Below are 18,765 nucleotides of genomic sequence, written 5' to 3' on the forward strand. Positions count from 1 at the left end.
CGGAAGGTGGACAGTGAGAAATCAGGCTAAATTGAAGCTCAGCGTGCTGGCAGTGGCTATGGTGTGCTCGGCACACGTCTGGGCAGGTCTCGGGAAAATCAGTGTCAAATCCCATCTGGGTGATCCGTTCCGCGCCGATATCCTGTTGTCCGGTGTGCGTGGGGCCGATCTGGATGGCGCTCGGGTAGGTTTGGCAGACATCAATACCTTCCGTGACCTGAATGTCGATTATTCCGGCATCTTGTCTTCACTGCGTTTTTCTTTGGTACGCGGCGCCAATGGCGCAGCGATTCGCGTTTCATCTTCTGCGCCGATCAACGAGCCTTATTTGCGTTTTGTGGTAGAGGCCAGAACTTCGGCTGGTCGTTCCGTACGCGAATATACCGTGCTGCTTGATCCTGCAGATTACTCCAGCGGCAGCAGCGGTCGTGGCATTGTTCAGGATTTGCCGCGCTATGCGGATGACAACCTGTCGCGCCAATATCGTCGGCCTGTCGCTCGGGCAAACCACCGTATTGAGCTGCCGGGAACCATGCGCACGACACCGGGCATGACGTTGCGCAGCTTGGCATCACAAGTAAAGCCTGGCGTGTCGCTCAATCAGACCATGGCTGCCATTGTGCAAGCCAACCCTCAGGCCTTTATTGATGGCAACCCGGACCGGATGAGAGCTGGGGTGGCGATCAAGGTGCCCTCGGCTGGAAAAATCAAGACGCTGGCGAATAACCGTCCCGCTGGCACACTGAGTCAGGCACGCTCCTCGACCGCTGAGACCGCACAGCTTCCGGCAGTGGTATCGCCAGAAGCGAAAGCGGGTTCCCGCAAAGGTGGCGATGTACTCAAACTGGTGCCAGCTGAAACTGGTGGCGCAGCCGACAGCAAGTTGTCTGACTTGCAACGTCAGGTAGCCATGCGCGAACAGTCGCTCAAGGATGCGGAAGCCCGGATCAGTGCACTGGAAGAAAAACTTAAAGCCCTGCAGACGGGCAAGCCGATGGCTGAAGCCGCCTCGGCCCCTGCTGCACTGAATGTTCCGGTGCAGGCGGCAAGCACTCCTGCTGTTCATAAACCGGCTGCGACGCCGCTTACCACCCGAAAAAACAAGTTACTGCTCCAGCTGCTCCGGCTCAGCGTTCCCTGGCTGGATGCCCTGTTGGATAACCTGCCCCTGATCGGCGGTGGTGTGGGGGCGGTTGGTCTGTTGGCGGCATTGGGGATTATGGTCACTCTATGCCGTAAATCGGCCGGTGATGGCTTAAACCTGCCAACACAAGGCGCTGGAGCTGTGCTGGGACGCGATGCCATTACCAATATCCATTCTGGACAGGCGTCCGCCGTGGGTGGTCACTCTTTCATGAGTAACTTCACACAGGCATCGGGCGCCATTGATGCGGCGGAAGTCGATCCAGTGGCCGAAGCCGAGGTTTACATGGCTTACGGGCGCGATGCCCGAGCCGAGGAAATCCTCAAGGATGCCTTGAACAAGGATCCTGCGCGTCATGAAGTCCGCCTCAAATTGATGGAAATTTATGCGGCGCGCCCTGACGTAGCCAGTTTCGAAAAATTGGCCAAAGAACTGCATGTGGCAACCGATGGCCGCGGAGCCTTGTGGGCCAAGGCTGCCGCCTTGGGGCTGGGGCTGGACCCGGCTAATCCTCTCTATCAGACTTCGTCTGAAGCGGGGAGTGCCGAGCAAGCGGCTACAGCGGCTCCGGCCATTGACCTCGATCAGGAACTGTTTGGCGCCCTGGATGCTGCTGCTGAAGTACCCGCAGAAGCTCCGGCGGAGCCACGGCTGGAAGACATGGTGGGTGCCACCACTCCAGCCAGTGACGCTGCGGATGAAAATGATCCGTTGCGGGCGGCATTACTGGAAACGCCAACTAGCCCGGAAGTTAGCACCGAACCAGAACCGGTGGCTCAGAATGACAACATGCTGGACTTCGATATCGAATCGTTGCTGGCTCCTGCAGCTGAATCGACTGTTGCACCGGCCGAACCGGTTGAGGAGAAGCCTGAGCCTGCCGCGGATAATCTGCTGGATTTCGACTTCAATCTTGAGTCATTGAATCAGGCTGCCGCTGCCGTGCAACCGGCAGATACGGAAGTCGGCATTCTGGAGGCTCCGCCGGAATCAGCCGATACGGCAGCAACCGGATTCGAATCTCTGTATCAAGAAGCTGCAACGCCTCCGGCAAGTGCCGCTACCCCGTCTCACGAGGGAATGACCGTGCTGGATGATCCGCTGTCCACCAAACTCGATTTGGCCAAAGTGTACCTTGACATGGGCGACCGTGATGGCGCGCGTGAAGTATTGGAGGATTTGGTGAGTGAGGCTCAGGGTGCCTTGAAGGATGAGGCCCAAACGCTGCTGACCAAAATCAGCACTTAAATCGGTGATGCGGCCAATATGGCAGGGTTCAGGGAGAGGTGACAGCTCTCCCGCTGTTGTCTTGGCGCAGGCTGTTGGAATTAACGATGTCAAAGCATAAGTTGGTGCCGCTGGCCGTCATAATGATGGCCTTGGGGGCGACGCCGGCGCTGGCTGGTCTGGGTCCGATCAAGGTGCTTTCGTCAGCAGGCGAGGCGTTTGAGGCGGAGATTCCAGTTCTGGATGAAAATCCGCAGGGCGCTGTGGTTGTCCGTCTGGCGGATCGTAATCATTATTCCTTGATCGCTCCCTACACGATTTCGGCGGAACGCCTGCATTTTTCTTTGCTGCGCCGTGCTGATGGTGTGGTCAGTAAGGTGCGGGTGAGTGGCCCGAGCGACTTTCCTGAACCGCTGTTAAATTTTGCGGTGGAGATGAGCTGGCCTGCGGGCCGGGTAGTGCGCGAGTTTGAGGTGGACTACCTGCGTGATGGCCCACATCACAAGAAAAAATCCCCGATCCATGATGATAACGGCAAAAAGCTGTGCCGGTGGAACCGGTCCATCGACTGGATAACCTCGGCTTGGGAGAGCTAACGGTCAAGTCGCGGCTTGGTGAACCCATGTTGGCCGAATTGGAACTGTTTGGCTCAGCGTTGCGACCGGACAAGGCATTGCATGTTGCGGTGTTCGCCGATTCTCCAGTCGAGAACGCTTCCCCTAGCGCGGCCCAGCGTCATTGGAGTGCCTCGGTGACGCACCGATTGCTCAAACGGGCATCTGGGCATTTTGTGTTGCAACTCCGCTCCAGCGAGCCAGTGACTGACCCCGTTCTTGCTTTCCGTCTGGAAGTGGCAATTGCCAACGTGAAAGCCCAAAAGCAATTCTTGCTGCTGCTGGAACCGCAAGTAGAGAGCCACCGCGCACCTGATGCCAACAAACATGTCGCACGGCGCTCACGGCCGGTGTCTCATGGTGTCAATCATGGGCTGAAAGCCTATCGTGTGGTGCAAGGCGATACACTGTCTTCCATTGCCCAGCGTATCAAAGGGCACGGTACGGTTGTTGATATTGTCCGTCAGCTCTATCGAGCCAACCCACAAGCCTTTGCGAATAGCAGTCCCAATAGTCTGCAAGCCGGTGCCCTGTTGCACTATCCTGCCGAGTGGGGCTTGCCGGAAACCTATCTGGTGACGCCTGAGGCTGAGCGTCATGCGTCTGCCGCTACCGCGCCAGCAGCGAAAATCAGTGCGGCGTCAGCCGCTACGGTTGGCAGTAGGTCGGCATCCCAACCCCATGCTGCAGCATCAATCACCAAACCACTATCAGTTCCGGTCGCTACGCTTGAACAGCAGTTGAAGCAACAGGACAAGGTGCTGGAACGGGTCGGGGCCAAAGCCGGGATTCTGGAAGATCGCTTGCGCAAACTGTCTGTGGCTGAATCTCGGCCAGCCTCATCTGCTGTTGCCTCTGCCGGTTCGGTTGCTCCGGCTCCGGTTGCCATGGCGAGACCAAGCACCCCACCGGCCAAACCTGTTGCGGCATCCATGCCATCCACCCAGCCGGTATTGGATGACGACGACCATCGCATGTTATACGGCGGTGCGGCGGCAACAACATTATTGGCTGCCTTGCTGTTGCTGCGCCAGCGGCAGAAAAAGCGTGCCGTTGCCGGTCTTGCCGCAGCGGGTCAGGCATCGTCGAGCGGGAAGGGTGAATCGTTGCATGGTGCCTCGCTGTTCTTTGAGGGGGATAACCTGTCTGGCAGCGAGTTGGTTGAGTTGACCGGAGACGATCCGATCGCTGAAGCGGAAGTCTATATGGCTTACGGACGGACTGATCAGGCGTTGGAGGTGTTGCGGGAAGGGCTGGTTCGTGAGCCGCTGCGTCAGGACTTACGCTACAAGCTGTTGGAAGTGTTGGCGGCGCAGCCAGATCTGGATGTGTTTATTGCCGAAGCGACCTCGGCCAAAGGGATTTTGGGTCATAGTGGTTTGCTCTGGCAGCGTGTCTGTGAACTGGGCCAGAAGGTGGCTCCGGATCATCCGCTGTTTGTATTGCTTAAGCAATGCCGATGTCTGAGGCGGTAAGCCTGGCTGAAGCCGCATCCGTGCGGGTGCCCGAACCGGTTGTCGTCAAGCCCTCAAGGTTGGCCGAATTACCGAAAGGTAATGATGAACTCGCCAGCGTGCAGCCAGTGCCTGCTGTTGCACCAGCGCTGCCTGTTGAAGTAGAGGCAGATCAGGTTACGCCGTCAGTCGTGCCCGTTGCTGCTGAGTTGGCGCAACCTTCGGTGGTGCCGCCCGCTGCGTTTGAAAACAAGCCCGCAGCAGAATACGAAACTGAAGAATCGTTGCCTCATCCATCGACCGCAGCGGGAACTGTAATCACTGGTGCCGCTATCACCACGCCAGCGGGGGACCCCGAGATGTCCGAGATCGATGCCAAATTGGAATTGGCCAAACTCTATCGGGAAATGGGTGACAACGATGCCGCGTTGGCGTTGATGGCGGAAATTGGCGCTCAGTGGTAGCTGTGCTTTCTTGCTGGCTGGTGGACTCCCTCATCGCGCCAGCTTTATCAGCCTGGAATCATGGTGGACGTTGTTCTCCTTATTTGGGGAAAATAGCACCGTTGTGCAGTCGCTGATGCGCTGTGCAGCGCGACTTGCTATGCGTGGTGGCGTAATCCAATGGCGCATTACCCGCCAGATAAGGTAGAGTTAAAGCTTTGCGCGGAGAGGGCGGCGACGGTAACCTCTGCATCAAAACCGGGTAAAGCAATGAAAGTGTGGGTATGAGAATCGCGCTGGGGCTGGAATATGATGGCCGCGCATTTGCTTAAGCTGGCAGTCACAGCCGCATGGTAATACGGTACAAGACCGGCTCAATCTGGCCGTGAGTGCGATTGCCAGCGAACCCGTCACGACGGTGGCGGCAGGTCGTACCGATGCTGGCGTACATGCCTCGATGCAGGTTGTTCATTTTGACACCACGGCACAACGTTCACTGAATGCCCGGGTTCGTGGGGTCAATGCCTTGTTACCGCCAGAGGTGGCCGTGGTGTGGTCGCGCGAGGTGGATGATTCGTTTCATGCGCGTTTCTCGGCGTTTTCCCGTTCATATAGTTATTTCCTGCTGACCCACCCGGTACGTCCTTGTCTGCTCGCGGGTAAGCTCGGTTGGTTTCATCAAGAGTTGGACCGGCGGCCATGCGCGATGCGGCTGGTTATCTGTTGGGTGAGCATGATTTTTCCAGCTTTCGCGCGGCGGAGTGTCAGGCAAAATCACCGGTCAAACATTTGCAGCGACTGGACATCACCGAGCAGGACGGGCTGATTCGTTTCGACCTGTTGGCCAATGCCTTCTTGCATCACATGGTGCGCAATCTGGTCGGCGCTTTGGTCTATGTCGGCAAGGGCGCGTTGTCGCCGCAAGGGTTGGCCGAACTGCTGGCCGCGCGCCAGCGTACCAAGGCGCCGCCGACTTTCATGCCGGATGGCCTGTATCTGACCGGCGTGGGTTATCCCGAAAACTTTGATTTGCCTTCGCACTCCAGTGCGGCACGGCTGGCATTATGGAGGTGAATGTGCGTCCGCGTATCAAGATCTGCGGTATTACCCGCCCGGAGGATGGCGTCGCGGCCGCTCGTCTGGGTGCCGATGCCATCGGTCTGGTGTTTTATGACAAAAGCCCGCGTCACGTTACCTTGGAGCAGGCGCGGGCGGTGATTGCCGCACTGCCGCCGTTTGTCACGGTGGTGGCTTTGTTTGTTGACCCGTCTCGTGCATGTGTGGAGCAGGTGCTTGCCGCCTGCGCGATTGACGTTTTGCAGTTTCATGGTGACGAGACGGCGGATTTCTGTCGCTCGTTTCATCGCCCCTATCTCAAGGCGGTACGCGTACGGCCGGGTGTGGATTTGCTAGAATGGTCGGCTCGGTATCCGGATGCGCGGGGTTTGTTGACCGATGCCTTTGTCGATGGCGCACATGGCGGAACCGGAACGACCTTTGACTGGACCTTGCTACCGGAGCAGCTGCCACTGCCGCTGATCCTGTCTGGCGGGCTGGACGAACATAATGTGGCCGAAGCGGTGCGCCGGGTGGCGCCTGCAGCGGTTGACGTTTCCAGCGGAGTGGAAGCGTCCAAGGGAATCAAGGATGCAGCCAGAATGGCTGCGTTTATATCAGGAGCAAGGCATGGATCAGTATGATCTTCCGGACGCCCGCGGCCATTTCGGCCCATATGGCGGCGTCTATGTCGCCGAAACGCTGATGGCGGCACTTGAAGAATTGAAAGCAGAATACGCACGTGCCAAGGCCGACCCGGCCTTCTGGGAAGAATATCGCTACGAGCTGAAGCACTATGTTGGTAAGCCTTCACCGGTTTATCACGCCAAACGCTGGTCGGAATTGCTGGGTGGTGCGCAGATTTACTTCAAGCGAGAAGACCTGAACCACACTGGCGCGCACAAGATCAACAACACCATCGGCCAAGCCTTGTTGGCCCGCCGCATGGGCAAGAAGCGGGTGATTGCGGAAACCGGTGCCGGTCAGCATGGCGTGGCCTCGGCCACAGTGGCAGCGCGCTATGGCATGGAATGCGTGGTGTACATGGGGGCAGAGGACGTCAAGCGTCAGTCGCCCAATGTGTATCGCATGAAGCTGCTGGGTGCCACGGTGGTGCCGGTTGAGTCGGGCTCGAAAACCCTGAAGGATGCGCTCAATGAAGCGATGCGTGACTGGGTGACCAACGTTGACAGTACGTTCTACATTCTTGGTACAGCCAGCCCCGCATCCCTATCCGATGCTGGTGCGCGACTTCCAGTCAGTGATTGGCGAAGAAGCCAAGGTGCAGATGCCGGAGATGATCGGCCGTCAGCCAGATGTGGTGGTGGCCTGTGTTGGCGGTGGCTCCAACGCCATCGGCATGTTCTATCCGTATGTGGGCGTGGACGGTGTGCGGCTGGTTGGCGTTGAAGCCGGTGGCCCGGGAGTCTCCAGTGGCAAGCATGCGGCCCCGTTGTCGGCCGGAACGCCGGGTGTGCTGCATGGCTTCAAGAGCTACCTGATGCAGGACGAGAACGGCCAGATTATTGAAACCCATTCGGTTTCGGCCGGGCTGGATTACCCCGGTGTCGGTCCTGAACACAGTTACCTCAAGGACATTGGCCGGGCGGAGTACGAAGCCGTCAACGACGATGAGGCGCTCAAGGCGTTCCACGATTGTTGTCACTTTGAGGGCATCATCCCGGCACTGGAGTCCAGCCATGCCACGGCCGGGCCGCCAAAACGGCGCCCACTATGCGCAAGGATCAGGTGATTCTGGTGAATTTGTCCGGCCGTGGTGACAAGGATATCAATACGGTTGCCGCGCTGTCCGGCATCAGCTTGTAAGAGGAACGCATGTCACGTATTGCCAACTGTTTTGCTGCCCTGAACGGCAAGAAGGCGCTGATTCCCTTCATTACGGCGGGTGATCCGCAGCCAGCGGTTACCGTCGAACTGATGCACGGTCTGGTAGATGGTGGTGCCGATATCATTGAACTGGGTGTGCCGTTTTCCGACCCGATGGCCGATGGCCCGGTGATCCAGCGTGCGTCGGAGCGGGCTCTGGCTCACCGCGTGGGGTTGAAGAATGTACTGGAGATGGTGGCGGAATTCCGTCAGCGTAACAACACCACTCCGGTGGTGCTGATGGGCTATCTCAATCCGGTTTGCGCCATGGGGTATACCCGCTTTGCCGAGCAGGCCAAGGCGGCTAAGCGTGGATGGTGTCCTGACGGTGGATTGTCCGCCGGAAGAAGCGCCCGAGTTGTCTGCCGCGCTGACTGGCGCCGGGCTGGATCCGGTGTTCCTGATCGCGCCGACCACTCCGCTGGAACGTGTCAAGGAAATTGCCCGCCATGCCCGTGGTTATGTCTACTATGTGTCGCTAAAAGGCGTGACGGGTGCGGGAAATCTGGACATTGACGACGTAGCGCGTAAAATTGCCGCCCTTAGAGAATATATTCAGGTCCCTATCGGCGTCGGTTTTGGTATTCGCGACGGTGCCACGGCCAAGGCAATCTCGGTTACGGCCGATGCGGTGGTGGTAGGGAGCCGACTGGTTCAGGAAATCGAGGCGGCAACACCTGAAACTGCCAAAGAGCGGTTGACCCGATTAGTGGCGGAACTGAAAACCGCCATCCTTTGAGAACAGGCCATGCGGGGCATTTGCCCCGTTAACGGATGTTCGGCCAACCCCGGTTGTGCCGGGCAGGATTAGCAAGGAGTCTGCATGAGCTGGTTAAACAAGCTCCTCCCGCCAAAAATCAAGCGCGAAGGCCGCGCTGACAAACCGTCCTCCGTTCCGGAAGGTTTGTGGAGTAAGTGCCCGGCCTGTGAGGCCGTGCTGTATTACACCGATCTGGAAAGCAATCTGCAGGTTTGCCCCAAGTGCAATCATCACCATCCGGTGTCGGCACGTGAGCGTTTGAACCTGTTGCTGGATGAAGAAGGTCGCCACGAACTGGGCGCCGAAATTCGCCCGGTGGATATTCTGAAGTTCAAGGACAGCAAGAAATATCCGGATCGACTGACGGCAGCCAAGAGCAGCACCGGCGAAGACGATGCGCTGGTGGTGATGCAAGGCAGTATTCACGCCATTCCGGCGGTGGTGGCTGCTTTTGAATTCAAGTTTATTGGCGGCTCCATGGGTGCCGTAGTCGGCGAGCGCTTTGTGCGTGGCGTGCAGGCTGCGGTGGAGGCGCGCGCGCCGTTTATCTGCGTGGCGGCCTCCGGTGGTGCCCGTATGCAGGAAGGCCTTAATTCATTGATGCAGATGGCCAAGACCAGCGCCGCGCTGCAGCTGTTGACGGATGCCAAACTGCCGTTCATCTCGATCCTGACCGACCCGACCATGGGTGGGGTATCCGCCTCGTTTGCCTTCCGGGCGACGTGGTGATTGGTGAACCGGGCGCGCTGATTGGCTTTGCTTACCCGCGCGTGATTGAACAGACGGTACGTGAAACCTTGCCGGAAGGCTTCCAGCGGGCGGAGTTCCTGCTGGACAAAGGGGCGATCGACATGATCGTTGATCGTCGTCAGCTCAAGCGCAAGGTAGCCGAACTGGTGTCGATGTTGTTGCGGGCACCGGCTGTGGCCTGAGCCTGATCTGCTTGTGTAAAGAAAAGCCCCGAGTCGATGCTCGGGGCTTTTTGTTGTGCCCATATCAGGTTGGCCGAAACGTTTCGGCCAACTTGCTTAGCATCCATCAGTACAGTACGCGGCAGCGCAGGGTGCCTTCGATCTGATGCAGGGCTTCCAGTGCCGCCCGGCTGGCGGCGCTGTCAGTGTCAATTACGACATAACCGATATCCGCGGTGGTTTGCAGATACTGGCTGGCGATATTGACGCCCAAAGCGGAAAACGCCTCGTTGATGCGTGCCAGAATGCCGGGCTGGTTGCGGTGAATATGCAGCAACCGGCATTTGCCCGGATGCGCCGGGAGCGACACTTCCGGGAAGTTGACTGCCGTCAGCGTGGAGCCGTTGTTGCTGTATTTCACCAGCTTGGCGGCCACTTCGCCGCCGATGTTGGCCTGTGCTTCCAGTGTGCTGCCGCCGATGTGTGGCGTCAGGATCACGTTGTCAAAGGCGCGCAGCGGCGAGACAAATTCATCACCACTGCCTTCCGGCTCCAGCGGAAAGACATCAATGGCCGCACCGGCCAGATGCTGGCTGCGCAATGCCTGCGCCAGTGCTTCGATCACCACCACGGTGCCGCGCGAGGCGTTGATCAAGTGCGCGCCGGGTTTCATGGCGGCCAGTTCCGCCTCGCCAATCATGTCCTTGGTTTGTACGGTTTCCGGCACATGCAGCGTGACCACGTCGGACTGGTTGAGCAGTTCGGCCAACGTAGCCACTTGTTGGCTGTTGCCCAGCGGCAGCTTGTTCTCGATATCGTAGAACACCACCTTCATTCCCATGGCTTCGGCCAACACGCCCACCTGTGTGCCGATATGCCCATAGCCGACAATACCCAGCGTCTTGCCGCGCACCTCGTAGCTGCCTTCGGCCGATTTGCTCCAGCCACCTTGATGGGTGAGGGCGTTCTTGTGCGGAATGCCGCGCATCAGCATGACGGTTTCGGCAATCACCAGTTCGGCGACCGAACGGGTATTGGAAAACGGTGCATTGAACACCGGGATGCCACGCAGGGCTGCCGCACGGAGGTCAACCTGATTGGTGCCAATGCAGAAGCAGCCAATCGCCATCAGCTTGTGGGCGCCCGCCAGCACGGTGGCGTTCAGCTGGGTGCGTGAGCGGATGCCGACAATATGTGCGTCGGCAATCCGTTCCAGCAGTTCGTCCTGCGGCAGGGCTTTCTTGTGGAATTCGATCTGGTGGTAGCCATCCTGACGAAAGGTATCCAGCGCACTCTGGTGCACGCCTTCCAGCAGTAAAACTTTGATCTTGTCCTTGGCGAGCGATACGGTTTGCATGCGTGGCTCCTTATTTGTTGACTAAATCACTCAACTATTATTACTCTACAATCCAACTTTTGACCAGAGAAGAATCATGCTTGATGCCCGCCTGTTGTCCGAGTTGTCGACCCTGTTTGCCGAAGGCGACATGGCGACCGATGCCGACACGCTGCTGCGCTATGGACTGGACTGGACGCGTTATTTCACGCCGCATGCCAGTGCCGTGGTGTTTCCGCGCCGCGTGGAGCAGGTGGTGGCGCTGGTGCGCTGGGCCGGGCGAGAAGGTGTCGCGCTAGTGCCTTCCGGCGGACGCACCGGTTTATCCGGTGGCGCTGTGGCCGCTGCTTACGAGGTGGTGGTGTCGTTTGACCGCCTGCAGGCGATCAGCGATTTCGATCCGGTCAACCGTACCGTACGCTGTCAGGCCGGGGTGATTACCCGGCAACTGCAGCAATTTGCCGAGCAACACGGCTTGTATTACCCGGTGGATTTTGCCTCCAGCGGCTCCAGCCAGATTGGCGGCAATATTTCCACCAATGCTGGCGGAATCAAGGTGGTGCGCTATGGCATGACTCGCGAGTGGGTGGCCGGGCTGACCGTGGTGACGGGCAGTGGCGAGGTGCTGGAGCTGAACAACGGGCTGGCCAAGAACAATACTGGCTATGACTTGCGCCACCTGTTCATCGGTGCAGAGGGCACCTTGGGCTTTATTGTCGATGCCACCATCAAGCTGGTGCGCCCGCCTACAGAGCTGGCCGTGATGGTGCTGGCGGTGCCGCAACTGTCTGGCATCATGCAGATCTTCAATGCCTTCCGTGGCCAGCTGGATCTGACCGCGTTTGAGTTTTTTTCGGAAAAAGCACTGCGACATGTGCTGGCGCGTGGGCACGTAGCGCGCCCGTTTGACGAAGCGGCCGAGTATTACGTATTGCTGGAGTTTGAAAAGCTGACCGAGCACACCGAAGGTCAGGCTCTGGCGCTGTTTGAACAGTGCGCCGAGCAGGGCTGGCTGGTGGATGGCGTGCTGTCACAATCCGGGCAGCAGGCGGCGGAGCTATGGCGCTTGCGCGAAGACATCAGTGAATCCATTACGCCTTACACACCCTACAAGAACGACATTGCCATTACCGTGAGCCGGGTGCTCGGCGTTTGTCGAACAGTTGGATGCCCTGCTCGCGCGTGAGTATCCGCATTTCGAGGTAGTGTGGTTTGGTCATATTGGCGATGGCAATCTGCACATCAACGTACTCAAACCTGCTGAACTGACGGTGGATGAGTTCCGTCGGGCTTGTGAACGCGTCAATCAGCACGTGTTTGCGCTGGTGCGGGTGTTCAAGGGCAGCATGTCGGCCGAGCACGGAGTCGGGTTGCTCAAGCGTGATTATCTGGAGGTGACGCGCAGCCCGGCGGAAATTGCGCTGATGCACGGCATCAAGCAGGTGTTCGATCCGCACGGCATCATGAACCCCGGCAAACTGTTGCCTAAAAAATAGGCGGCCATGGAAAGATTGAGAGAAAACAGCAGCTTGTGCAGGTTGTCCACACTCTGTCACCAGCCCTGTTCACGGGCAGTGTGGAAAAGCGAAGCTTCTTGCAAAAAAGTGACTGTTTTGTGAGCGCCGTAGCGAAGTCATTAAGTTGTAATGGTTTTTTTTGAGCTTACTACGGTTATCCACAGGGTTATCCCAAAATTTTGTGGATAGTCACCAGGTTGGCCGAATGTCAGCGGGCAGCTGATGCCCCATTCGGCCAACCGTGACGGCGCACTAGCCGAGGGCTTCCAGTTGTTCCTGCACGTCCATCCGGGCTTCTTCCACTTCGGCCAACTGGCTGCTGATTTCACCCTGTTCGCGCGTGACGCTGGCCAGCTTGCCTTTGTTGGCATCGCTGTAAGCTTCTTCCGACGCCAGAAACGCTTCCATCTCGGCTTTCTGGCGCGACAGCTGCTCCAGTTCCTTTTCCAGCTTGTTCAGGCGGCTGAGCAGTGGTTTCTTCAGCGCAGACAAGCGCTGGCGTTCTTCTGCTTCCTGACGCTTCTGTTCCTTGCGGTTGACACTCTGGCCATCCTCGGTAGAGGGTTTGCCGGTTTCGGCCAACTGTTCCAGACGCCACTGACGATAATCTTCCAGATCGCCATCAAACGGCTGCACCGTACCGTTACTTACCAGCCAGAAGGTGTCGGTGGTGGATTCGAGCAGGCTGCGGTCGTGAGACACCACAATCAGCGCGCCGCTGAAGTCCTGTAGCGCCAGCGTCAGCGCGTGGCGCATTTCCAGATCAAGGTGGTTGGTTGGTTCATCCAGCAGCAACAGGTTGGGTTTTTGCCAGACAATGATCGCCAGCGCCAAGCGTGCCTTCTCGCCGCCAGACATCGGGCCGACCGGATCGGTGGCAGCGTCACCGCGGAAATTGAAACCGCCAAGAAAGCTGCGCAGTTCCAGTTCGCGGGTAGTGGGCGCCAGCCGCTGCATGTGTTGCAGCGGCGATTCATCCATGCGCAGGCTTTCCAGCTGGTGCTGGGCAAAATAGCCAATCTTCAGTGTCTGCGCCTTGGTCACCTGTCCAGATAGGGCCGGTAGATCACCCGCCAGCAGTTTTACCAGCGTCGATTTACCCGCGCCGTTTACCCCCAGCAGGCCAATGCGGCTGCTTACTTCCACCGACAGATTCAGCCCGTGCAGGATGGCGTTGTGGTTGTAGCCGATATCCACCTGTTCCAGCCGCAGCAGCGGGTTGGGCAGGTTGTCCGGGTTGTCGAAGTGGAAGTCAAACGGCGAATGTACATGCGCCGGAGCAATGCGTTCCAGTTTTTCCAGTGCCTTCACCCTGCTTTGCGCCTGACGTGCCTTGGTGGCTTTGGCCTTGAAGCGGGTGATGAACGATTCCAGATGGGCGATCTGGCGCTGTTGTTTGTCGTAATCGGCCTGCTGCCGCACCAGCCGCTCGGCACGCATGCTTTCAAACTGGCTGTAATTGCCGGTATAGAGCGTCAGTGTCTGGTTGGCGACTTCGACGATATGGCTGGTCACGTTATCCAGAAAATCGCGGTCATGGGAAATCAACAGCAAGGTGCCGGGGTAGCCCTTCAGCCAGTCTTCTAGCCACAGCACGGTTTCCAGATCCGGTGGTTGGTCGGCTCGTCCAGCAGCAGCAAATCGGAACGGCACATCAAGGCCTGCGCCAGGTTCAAGCGCATGCGCCAGCCGCCGGAAAAGCTGGAAACGGGATGCTGGTGGCTGGCGGTGTCAAAGCCCAGACCGGTGAGGAGCTTAGCCCGGGCCGGGGCGGAGTACGCCTCGATGTGGGCCAGCTCGCTGTGCAGGTGGCCGATGGCGCTGCCGTCGTTGCGCTGTTCGGCTTCGGCCAACTGTTGTTCCAGCTGGCGCAGTTCGTGGTCGCCATCCAGGACGTAATCGATGGTAAGCCGTTCCAGTGCCGGGGTTTCTTGTGCTACGTGCGCCACCGTCCACTGCGCCGGAATGCTGACATCGCTTAACATCGGCATGCAATTGCCCCATCAGCAGGGCAAACAGGCTGGATTTGCTTAAGCGCCGTTGGCACCAACGACGCCCACTTTGTTGCCGGGATTGATCGTGGCGTTGGCGTCAACCAGCAGTTCCTTGAGCCCGCGGCGCAGGGTCAGGTTTTTTACTTGAATCATGAAGAGCCTGAGATGGGGATTTAAACGGCGGGTAAACTCGAGAGGTCCCAACGCGGTTTAACGCTGAATTCTCGCGTGGCGTGGGCAAATTTCAGGCGCATGGCACCGGCAAAGGCAATCATCGCACCGTTGTCGGTGCAGAGCGCCAGCGGCGGGTAGAACACCTCAAAGCGGCGTTTGCGCGCGGCCTCGTTCAGCGCGGCCCGCAATTGCTTGTTAGCGCCCACGCCGCTTACCACCACCAGCCGTTTCATGCCGCTTTGTTTCAGCGCCTTGAGCGATTTTTGTACCAGCACCTCGACAATCGCCTCCTGAAACGCGCGGCAAATGTCACGCCGGGTCTGGTCGTCGATCTGGCCCAGCTCGGCTTCCACCTGCTTGGTGAGCGTCAAGACAGCAGTTTTGAGACCAGAGAAACTCATGTCCAGATTTTGCGTATGCAGCATCGGGCGCGGCAGGGTAAAGCGCGTTGGGTCGCCGCTTTCGGCCAACCTTGATAACTCCGGCCCGCCCGGATAGGGAATCCCCAGCAGCTTGGCGGTTTTGTCAAACGCTTCACCGGCCGCATCGTCCAGCGTTTCGCCCAGTACCTGATAATCGCCGATGCCACGTACGGCCATCAGTTGCGTATGGCCGCCCGATACCAGTAGTGCAATAAACGGAAACTCCGGTTTGGGTTCGGCCAACAATGGCGACAGCAAATGGCCTTCCAGATGGTGCACGCCGACCACCGGAATATTCAGACCAAACGCCAGCGCATTGGCGACGCTGGCGCCAACCAGTAACGCGCCGCCCAACCCGGGGCCCGGGTGTAGGCAATGGCATCCAGTTCTGCCAGCGTCTTGCCTAAGCATCGGCCGGGCAGGCTTCGGTAAGTGGAATGACGCGCCGGATATGGTCGCGGCTGGCCAGCTCCGGTACCACGCCGCCGTATTCGGCATGCATGGCCATTTGTGTGTGAAGTTGATGGGCAATCAGCCCGGCTTCGGTGTCATAAAGTGCAACGCCGGTTTCGTCGCACGACGATTCAATACCCAATACCAGCATGAGGTACCCAGTTATAACGGGACAATCTTTTCATTTTACCGGTGAATCTTTGTCAGGCCCAAATCGGGAATGATAGTCTTGAGCGTTACCAAGCCGTTTTGGCTCGTCAAAACGCGAGAACATGTTGCAAGGAAACAGAATGAAAGCAAGGCTCAAGTGGGTGGATGGCGTGTGTTTCATGGGCGAAAGTGGCAGCGGCCACGCCGTGGTGATGGATGGCGCACCAGAAGGTGGTGGCCGTAATCTGGGCCCGCGCCCGATGGAGTTGCTGTTGCTTGGCACTGCCGGGTGTACCAGCTATGACGTGATGACCATTCTGCGCAAATCCCGTCAGGACGTGACGGATTGCTGGGTAGAGATGGATGCCGAACGTGCCGAGGTCGAGCCCAAGGTTTTCACCAAAATCCACTTTCATTTTGTCGTGGTCGGCAACAATCTCAAGCCGGAAGTCATTGAACGGGCCATCAAGCTGTCGGCCGAAAAATACTGCTCCGCTTCCATCATGCTGGGCAAAACGGCGGAGATTACCCACGACTTTGAAGTACGCGCCGCCTGATTTCGCATCCGTAACAACGTCCTGCCAAACGGCCAGTGCTGACAAGCGCTGGCCGTTTTTGTTTGCTGCCGTACCGTTTGCAACCCGGCGGCAAAAGTTGCCGCTCTGTGGGCGCTCAGGGCAAAACCCCTTGTTCCTATTGCGAGTATCTTTTTCAAGATGGCTGATTTTATTGGGTTTTAAATATTGGCACGAATTGTGCTAATAGATTGGCGTTCAGGAGACGGTAATGCTAGACAAGATCGATCAGTACTTTGACTTACAGCAAAAGGCACTCAGCCTGCGGGCGTATCGCGCCGAAGTCGTTGCCAGCAATATCGCCAACGCGGAAACGCCGAATTACAAGTCGGTTGATTTCGATTTCCGTCAGGCCTTGCAGTCGGCAACTCATGCGCAGAGTCAGGGAAATCTGGCCTTGTCTGCCACCGATGCCCGCCATTTCAATGGCTCGGCTAACTCTGCTGCAGCCGCCAATGGCGCCAAACTGCAATACCGGACAGCCGTGCAGCCTAGCCTCGACGGCAACACGGTGGATATGGATATCGAGCGTGCCGCATTTACCGACAACGCCCTCAAATATCAGTCCACGCTGACGTTCCTGAACAAGAAAATCAGCAATCTGGTCGATGCCATCAAGGGAGGTGCGTAATCGTGTCGCTCTCTAGCGTGTTTACCATTGTAAGCTTCGGCACTGACGGCCCAGTCCATGCGGCTTAACGTTGTTGCCAGCAATATTGCCAATGCTGAAAGTGCGACCAGCTCCACCGGTCAGCCTTATAAAGGGCGGCATGTCGTGTTTACCGCCGTACCCGTGTCCACTTCGCAGCCGCAGGTTGCTGGTGTGCGGGTGACGTCGGTGGTGGAGGACCAGTCGCCGCCGCGCCTGAAATATGACCCCAGTAACCCGCTGGCCGACGAAAAGGGCTATGTGAACATGCCCAATGTCAATCCGGTAGAAGAGATGGCCGACATGATCTCTGCCTCGCGTTCCTACCAGACCAACGTGGAAATGATGAATACCGCTAAAACCCTGCTGCAAAAAACCTTGCAGCTGGGCCAGTAACAGGAAAGGTTGACGCGCCATGACCAGCTCAGTGACTTCCAGCTCCAGCAGCAATCCCTATGACATCATCAATGGTACGACTTCCTCATCCGGGAGTAGCTCGGGCACTAATAGTGCACAACAGATTCAGGATCAGTTCCTCAAGCTGCTGACTACGCAGTTGCAGGCTCAAGACCCGCTTAATCCGATGGACAATAGCCAGATGACCAGTCAGATGGCGCAGATTAGTCAGGTCTCCGGGCTGGAGAAACTCAATACGTCGATGCAGGCCCTGATTCAGTCACAGGCGGCCAACCAGTCGATGATGGCCGCGTCCACCATCGGGCGGCAAGCGCTGGTAGCCGGTAACCAATTGGCTTTGTCCTCCGGCGCGGCACAAGGTGCGGTGATGCTCAGTGGTGCGGCAGACAAGTTGACCATCAATATCAAAAACGCCAATGGTGTGGTGGTGGATACGCTGACGGTCAACAAGGCCTCGGCAGGGATGAACAGCTTTAGCTGGGATGGCAAGGACGCCAGTGGTCAGACGTTGGCCGATGGCAATTACACCTTTGAAGCCCGGGCAACAGGTGGGGCCTCCTCCGGTTCCAGTGCCGTAACGGCTACGCCATTCAATAACCAGAAGATCTCGGCTGTTGCCCGGGATCAGGGGACGCCGCAGCTGGTGTTCACCAACGGTTCTCGTGCGGCATTGAGCGATGTCGCTCAGTTGTCCTGATCACAGCCTCTTAAGCACTCGCGGATTCTCAAGGAAACAACATGGGCTTTCAACAAGGTTTGAGCGGTCTGTCCTCGGCATCGAAGCAGCTGGATGTGATCGGTAACAACGTTGCCAATACCAGCACGGTGGGCTTCAAGGAATCCCGTGCCGAATTTGCCGACATGTACGCTTCCAACTTCTATGGCGTAGCCAGTACGCAGACAGGTATCGGCTCACGTACAGCGGCGGTCACGCAGTCGATCACCCGGGGTAACGTTACGGCGACAGGCCGTAGCCTTGATTTGGCCATCAATAACAACGGCTTCTTCGTGGTCAAGCAGCCAGCCTCCGGCACCGGTCAGGCCGGGGCGCTGCTGTATACCCGTAATGGCCAGTTTCAGGTTGATCGTGACGGCTATCTGGTCAATGGCACCGACCGCTTGCAGGGCTGGATGGCAAACAACGGTGTGGTCACGCAAGGCCCGGTATCGGACTTGCAATTGCAAACCAATCTGATCTCGCCGAAACAAACCTCGACAGTCAGCATGGGCGTGAATCTTGATTCGCGTCTGACCTCGCCGACGGTATCGCCACTTGATCCGACCAATACCAATTCGTTTAACTGGTCCAATGCGACGACGGCATACGATAGCCCTGGGTAACTCGCATGACCTGACGCTGTACTATGTCAAAGGTACCGCTACGGCTGCTGGTACTCCTTGGACAGTTACGGCTTATGTGGACGGTAATGCCACTGGCAACAGCACGACGCTGAACTTTGATACCAGCGGTAATCTGATCACCACCCCGGCTCCGACATTGTCGGTTTCCTATACGGCAAGCTACGGCCAATGGCTCTTCCTCCCCGATTGCCTTGACGGTTGATTACACCGGCTCGACTCA

The 18,765-nt window shown here is 57.9% G+C and carries 13 protein-coding genes and 7 pseudogenes; 17 read left to right on the top strand and 3 right to left on the bottom strand.

The features are described from left to right. Positions 1–43 precede the first annotated feature (43 nt). The 9 genes and pseudogenes from GKE73_RS16950 to accD all read left to right on the top strand — a co-directional run bounded on the left by GKE73_RS16950 (position 44) and on the right by accD (position 9,517). Entirely contained in the window at positions 44–2,392 is a 2,349-nt protein-coding gene (locus GKE73_RS16950) for a motility hub landmark protein FimV (RefSeq protein ID WP_230370871.1), read from the top strand. Positions 2,393–2,496: 104 nt separating this feature from the next. Further along, entirely contained in the window at positions 2,497–2,967 is a 471-nt protein-coding gene (locus GKE73_RS16955) for a type IV pilus assembly protein FimV (RefSeq protein WP_230370872.1), read from the top strand. Next, entirely contained in the window at positions 2,922–4,460 is a 1,539-nt protein-coding gene (locus GKE73_RS16960) for a type IV pilus assembly protein FimV (RefSeq protein ID WP_230370873.1), read from the top strand. The genes GKE73_RS16955 and GKE73_RS16960 overlap by 46 nt, the downstream gene beginning before the upstream one ends. Beyond that, positions 4,445–4,903 (top strand): hypothetical protein, encoded by a 459-nt coding sequence (locus GKE73_RS16965; protein ID WP_230370874.1) that lies wholly within the window; start codon positions 4,445–4,447, stop codon positions 4,901–4,903. Before GKE73_RS16960 ends, GKE73_RS16965 begins: the two co-directional genes overlap by 16 nt. Before the next feature lie 263 nt (positions 4,904–5,166). Further along, positions 5,167–5,956 (top strand): annotated as a pseudogene (truA, locus tag GKE73_RS16970) (tRNA pseudouridine(38-40) synthase TruA). Between the two features lie 2 nt (positions 5,957–5,958). Continuing rightward, a complete protein-coding gene (locus GKE73_RS16975) occupies positions 5,959–6,582 on the top strand; it encodes a phosphoribosylanthranilate isomerase (RefSeq protein ID WP_376767377.1) in 624 nt (207 codons plus the stop codon). Next, positions 6,569–7,765: pseudogene (gene trpB, locus GKE73_RS16980) on the top strand (tryptophan synthase subunit beta). The gene GKE73_RS16975 and the pseudogene trpB overlap by 14 nt, the downstream one beginning before the upstream one ends. 9 nt (positions 7,766–7,774) lie before the next feature. Then, positions 7,775–8,564, top strand: a pseudogene (gene trpA / locus GKE73_RS16985) (tryptophan synthase subunit alpha). Between the two features lie 84 nt (positions 8,565–8,648). Continuing rightward, a pseudogene (gene accD / locus GKE73_RS16990) lies at positions 8,649–9,517 on the top strand (acetyl-CoA carboxylase, carboxyltransferase subunit beta). Between the two features lie 106 nt (positions 9,518–9,623). On the opposite strand, the gene serA reads toward accD, so the two are convergent. After that, positions 9,624–10,853 carry a phosphoglycerate dehydrogenase gene (gene serA, locus GKE73_RS16995; RefSeq protein ID WP_230370876.1) on the bottom strand — a complete coding sequence of 410 codons (1,230 nt, stop codon included), beginning with the start codon at positions 10,851–10,853 and terminating at the stop codon, positions 9,624–9,626. A 76-nt stretch (positions 10,854–10,929) separates the two neighbouring features. On the opposite strand from serA, the gene GKE73_RS17000 reads away from it, so the two are divergent. Continuing rightward, a complete protein-coding gene (locus tag GKE73_RS17000; protein WP_280954995.1) occupies positions 10,930–12,018 on the top strand; it encodes an FAD-binding oxidoreductase in 1,089 nt (362 codons plus the stop codon). Continuing rightward, on the top strand, positions 11,996–12,328 hold the full coding sequence (locus GKE73_RS24065; protein WP_280954996.1) for an FAD-binding oxidoreductase: 333 nt from the start codon (positions 11,996–11,998) through the stop codon (positions 12,326–12,328). The genes GKE73_RS17000 and GKE73_RS24065 overlap by 23 nt, the downstream gene beginning before the upstream one ends. A 273-nt stretch (positions 12,329–12,601) precedes the next feature. Here the strand turns inward: GKE73_RS24065 and GKE73_RS17005 are convergent. Then, positions 12,602–14,496: pseudogene (locus tag GKE73_RS17005) on the bottom strand (ATP-binding cassette domain-containing protein). A gap of 20 nt (positions 14,497–14,516) precedes the next feature. After that, a pseudogene (gene tsaD / locus GKE73_RS17010) lies at positions 14,517–15,543 on the bottom strand (tRNA (adenosine(37)-N6)-threonylcarbamoyltransferase complex transferase subunit TsaD). A 139-nt stretch (positions 15,544–15,682) separates the two neighbouring features. On the opposite strand from tsaD, the gene GKE73_RS17015 reads away from it, so the two are divergent. The 6 genes and pseudogenes from GKE73_RS17015 to GKE73_RS17040 all read left to right on the top strand — a co-directional run bounded on the left by GKE73_RS17015 (position 15,683) and on the right by GKE73_RS17040 (position 18,747). After that, positions 15,683–16,099, top strand: a complete 417-nt coding sequence (locus tag GKE73_RS17015; RefSeq protein ID WP_230370877.1) for an OsmC family protein — start codon at positions 15,683–15,685, stop codon at positions 16,097–16,099. 229 nt (positions 16,100–16,328) lie between these two features. Beyond that, the gene (flgB, locus tag GKE73_RS17020; RefSeq protein ID WP_230370878.1) at positions 16,329–16,748 is read left to right on the top strand and encodes a flagellar basal body rod protein FlgB; all 420 of its coding nucleotides are present in this window, start codon (positions 16,329–16,331) and stop codon (positions 16,746–16,748) included. Positions 16,749–16,750: 2 nt separating this feature from the next. Next, a pseudogene (gene flgC, locus GKE73_RS17025) lies at positions 16,751–17,162 on the top strand (flagellar basal body rod protein FlgC). A gap of 19 nt (positions 17,163–17,181) precedes the next feature. Continuing rightward, the gene (locus GKE73_RS17030; RefSeq protein ID WP_230370880.1) at positions 17,182–17,880 is read left to right on the top strand and encodes a flagellar hook assembly protein FlgD; all 699 of its coding nucleotides are present in this window, start codon (positions 17,182–17,184) and stop codon (positions 17,878–17,880) included. Between the two features lie 41 nt (positions 17,881–17,921). Next, a complete protein-coding gene (locus GKE73_RS17035) occupies positions 17,922–18,524 on the top strand; it encodes a flagellar hook-basal body complex protein (protein ID WP_230370881.1) in 603 nt (200 codons plus the stop codon). Then, positions 18,493–18,747, top strand: coding sequence for a flagellar basal body FlgE domain-containing protein (locus tag GKE73_RS17040; protein WP_230370882.1), 255 nt, complete (start codon positions 18,493–18,495; stop codon positions 18,745–18,747). The genes GKE73_RS17035 and GKE73_RS17040 overlap by 32 nt, the downstream gene beginning before the upstream one ends. Positions 18,748–18,765: the final 18 nt, after the last annotated feature.

The organism is Paludibacterium denitrificans, assembly GCF_009707705.1.
In the GTDB taxonomy this organism is placed as follows: Bacteria; Pseudomonadota; Gammaproteobacteria; order Burkholderiales; family Chromobacteriaceae; genus Paludibacterium_A; species Paludibacterium_A denitrificans.

Excerpts from the sequence above, each read along its gene's own strand:
- GKE73_RS16965 (WP_230370874.1), top strand. The coding sequence starts at position 4,445 with ATGTCTGAGGCGGTAAGCCTGGCTGAAGCCGCATCCGTGCGGGTGCCC.
- serA (WP_230370876.1), bottom strand. The coding sequence starts at position 10,853 with ATGCAAACCGTATCGCTCGCCAAGGACAAGATCAAAGTTTTACTGCTG.
- GKE73_RS17000 (WP_280954995.1), top strand. The coding sequence starts at position 10,930 with ATGCTTGATGCCCGCCTGTTGTCCGAGTTGTCGACCCTGTTTGCCGAA.
- GKE73_RS17015 (WP_230370877.1), top strand. The coding sequence starts at position 15,683 with ATGAAAGCAAGGCTCAAGTGGGTGGATGGCGTGTGTTTCATGGGCGAA.
- flgB (WP_230370878.1), top strand. The coding sequence starts at position 16,329 with ATGCTAGACAAGATCGATCAGTACTTTGACTTACAGCAAAAGGCACTC.
- GKE73_RS17030 (WP_230370880.1), top strand. The coding sequence starts at position 17,182 with ATGACCAGCTCAGTGACTTCCAGCTCCAGCAGCAATCCCTATGACATC.
- GKE73_RS17035 (WP_230370881.1), top strand. The coding sequence starts at position 17,922 with ATGGGCTTTCAACAAGGTTTGAGCGGTCTGTCCTCGGCATCGAAGCAG.
- GKE73_RS17040 (WP_230370882.1), top strand. The coding sequence starts at position 18,493 with ATGCGACGACGGCATACGATAGCCCTGGGTAACTCGCATGACCTGACG.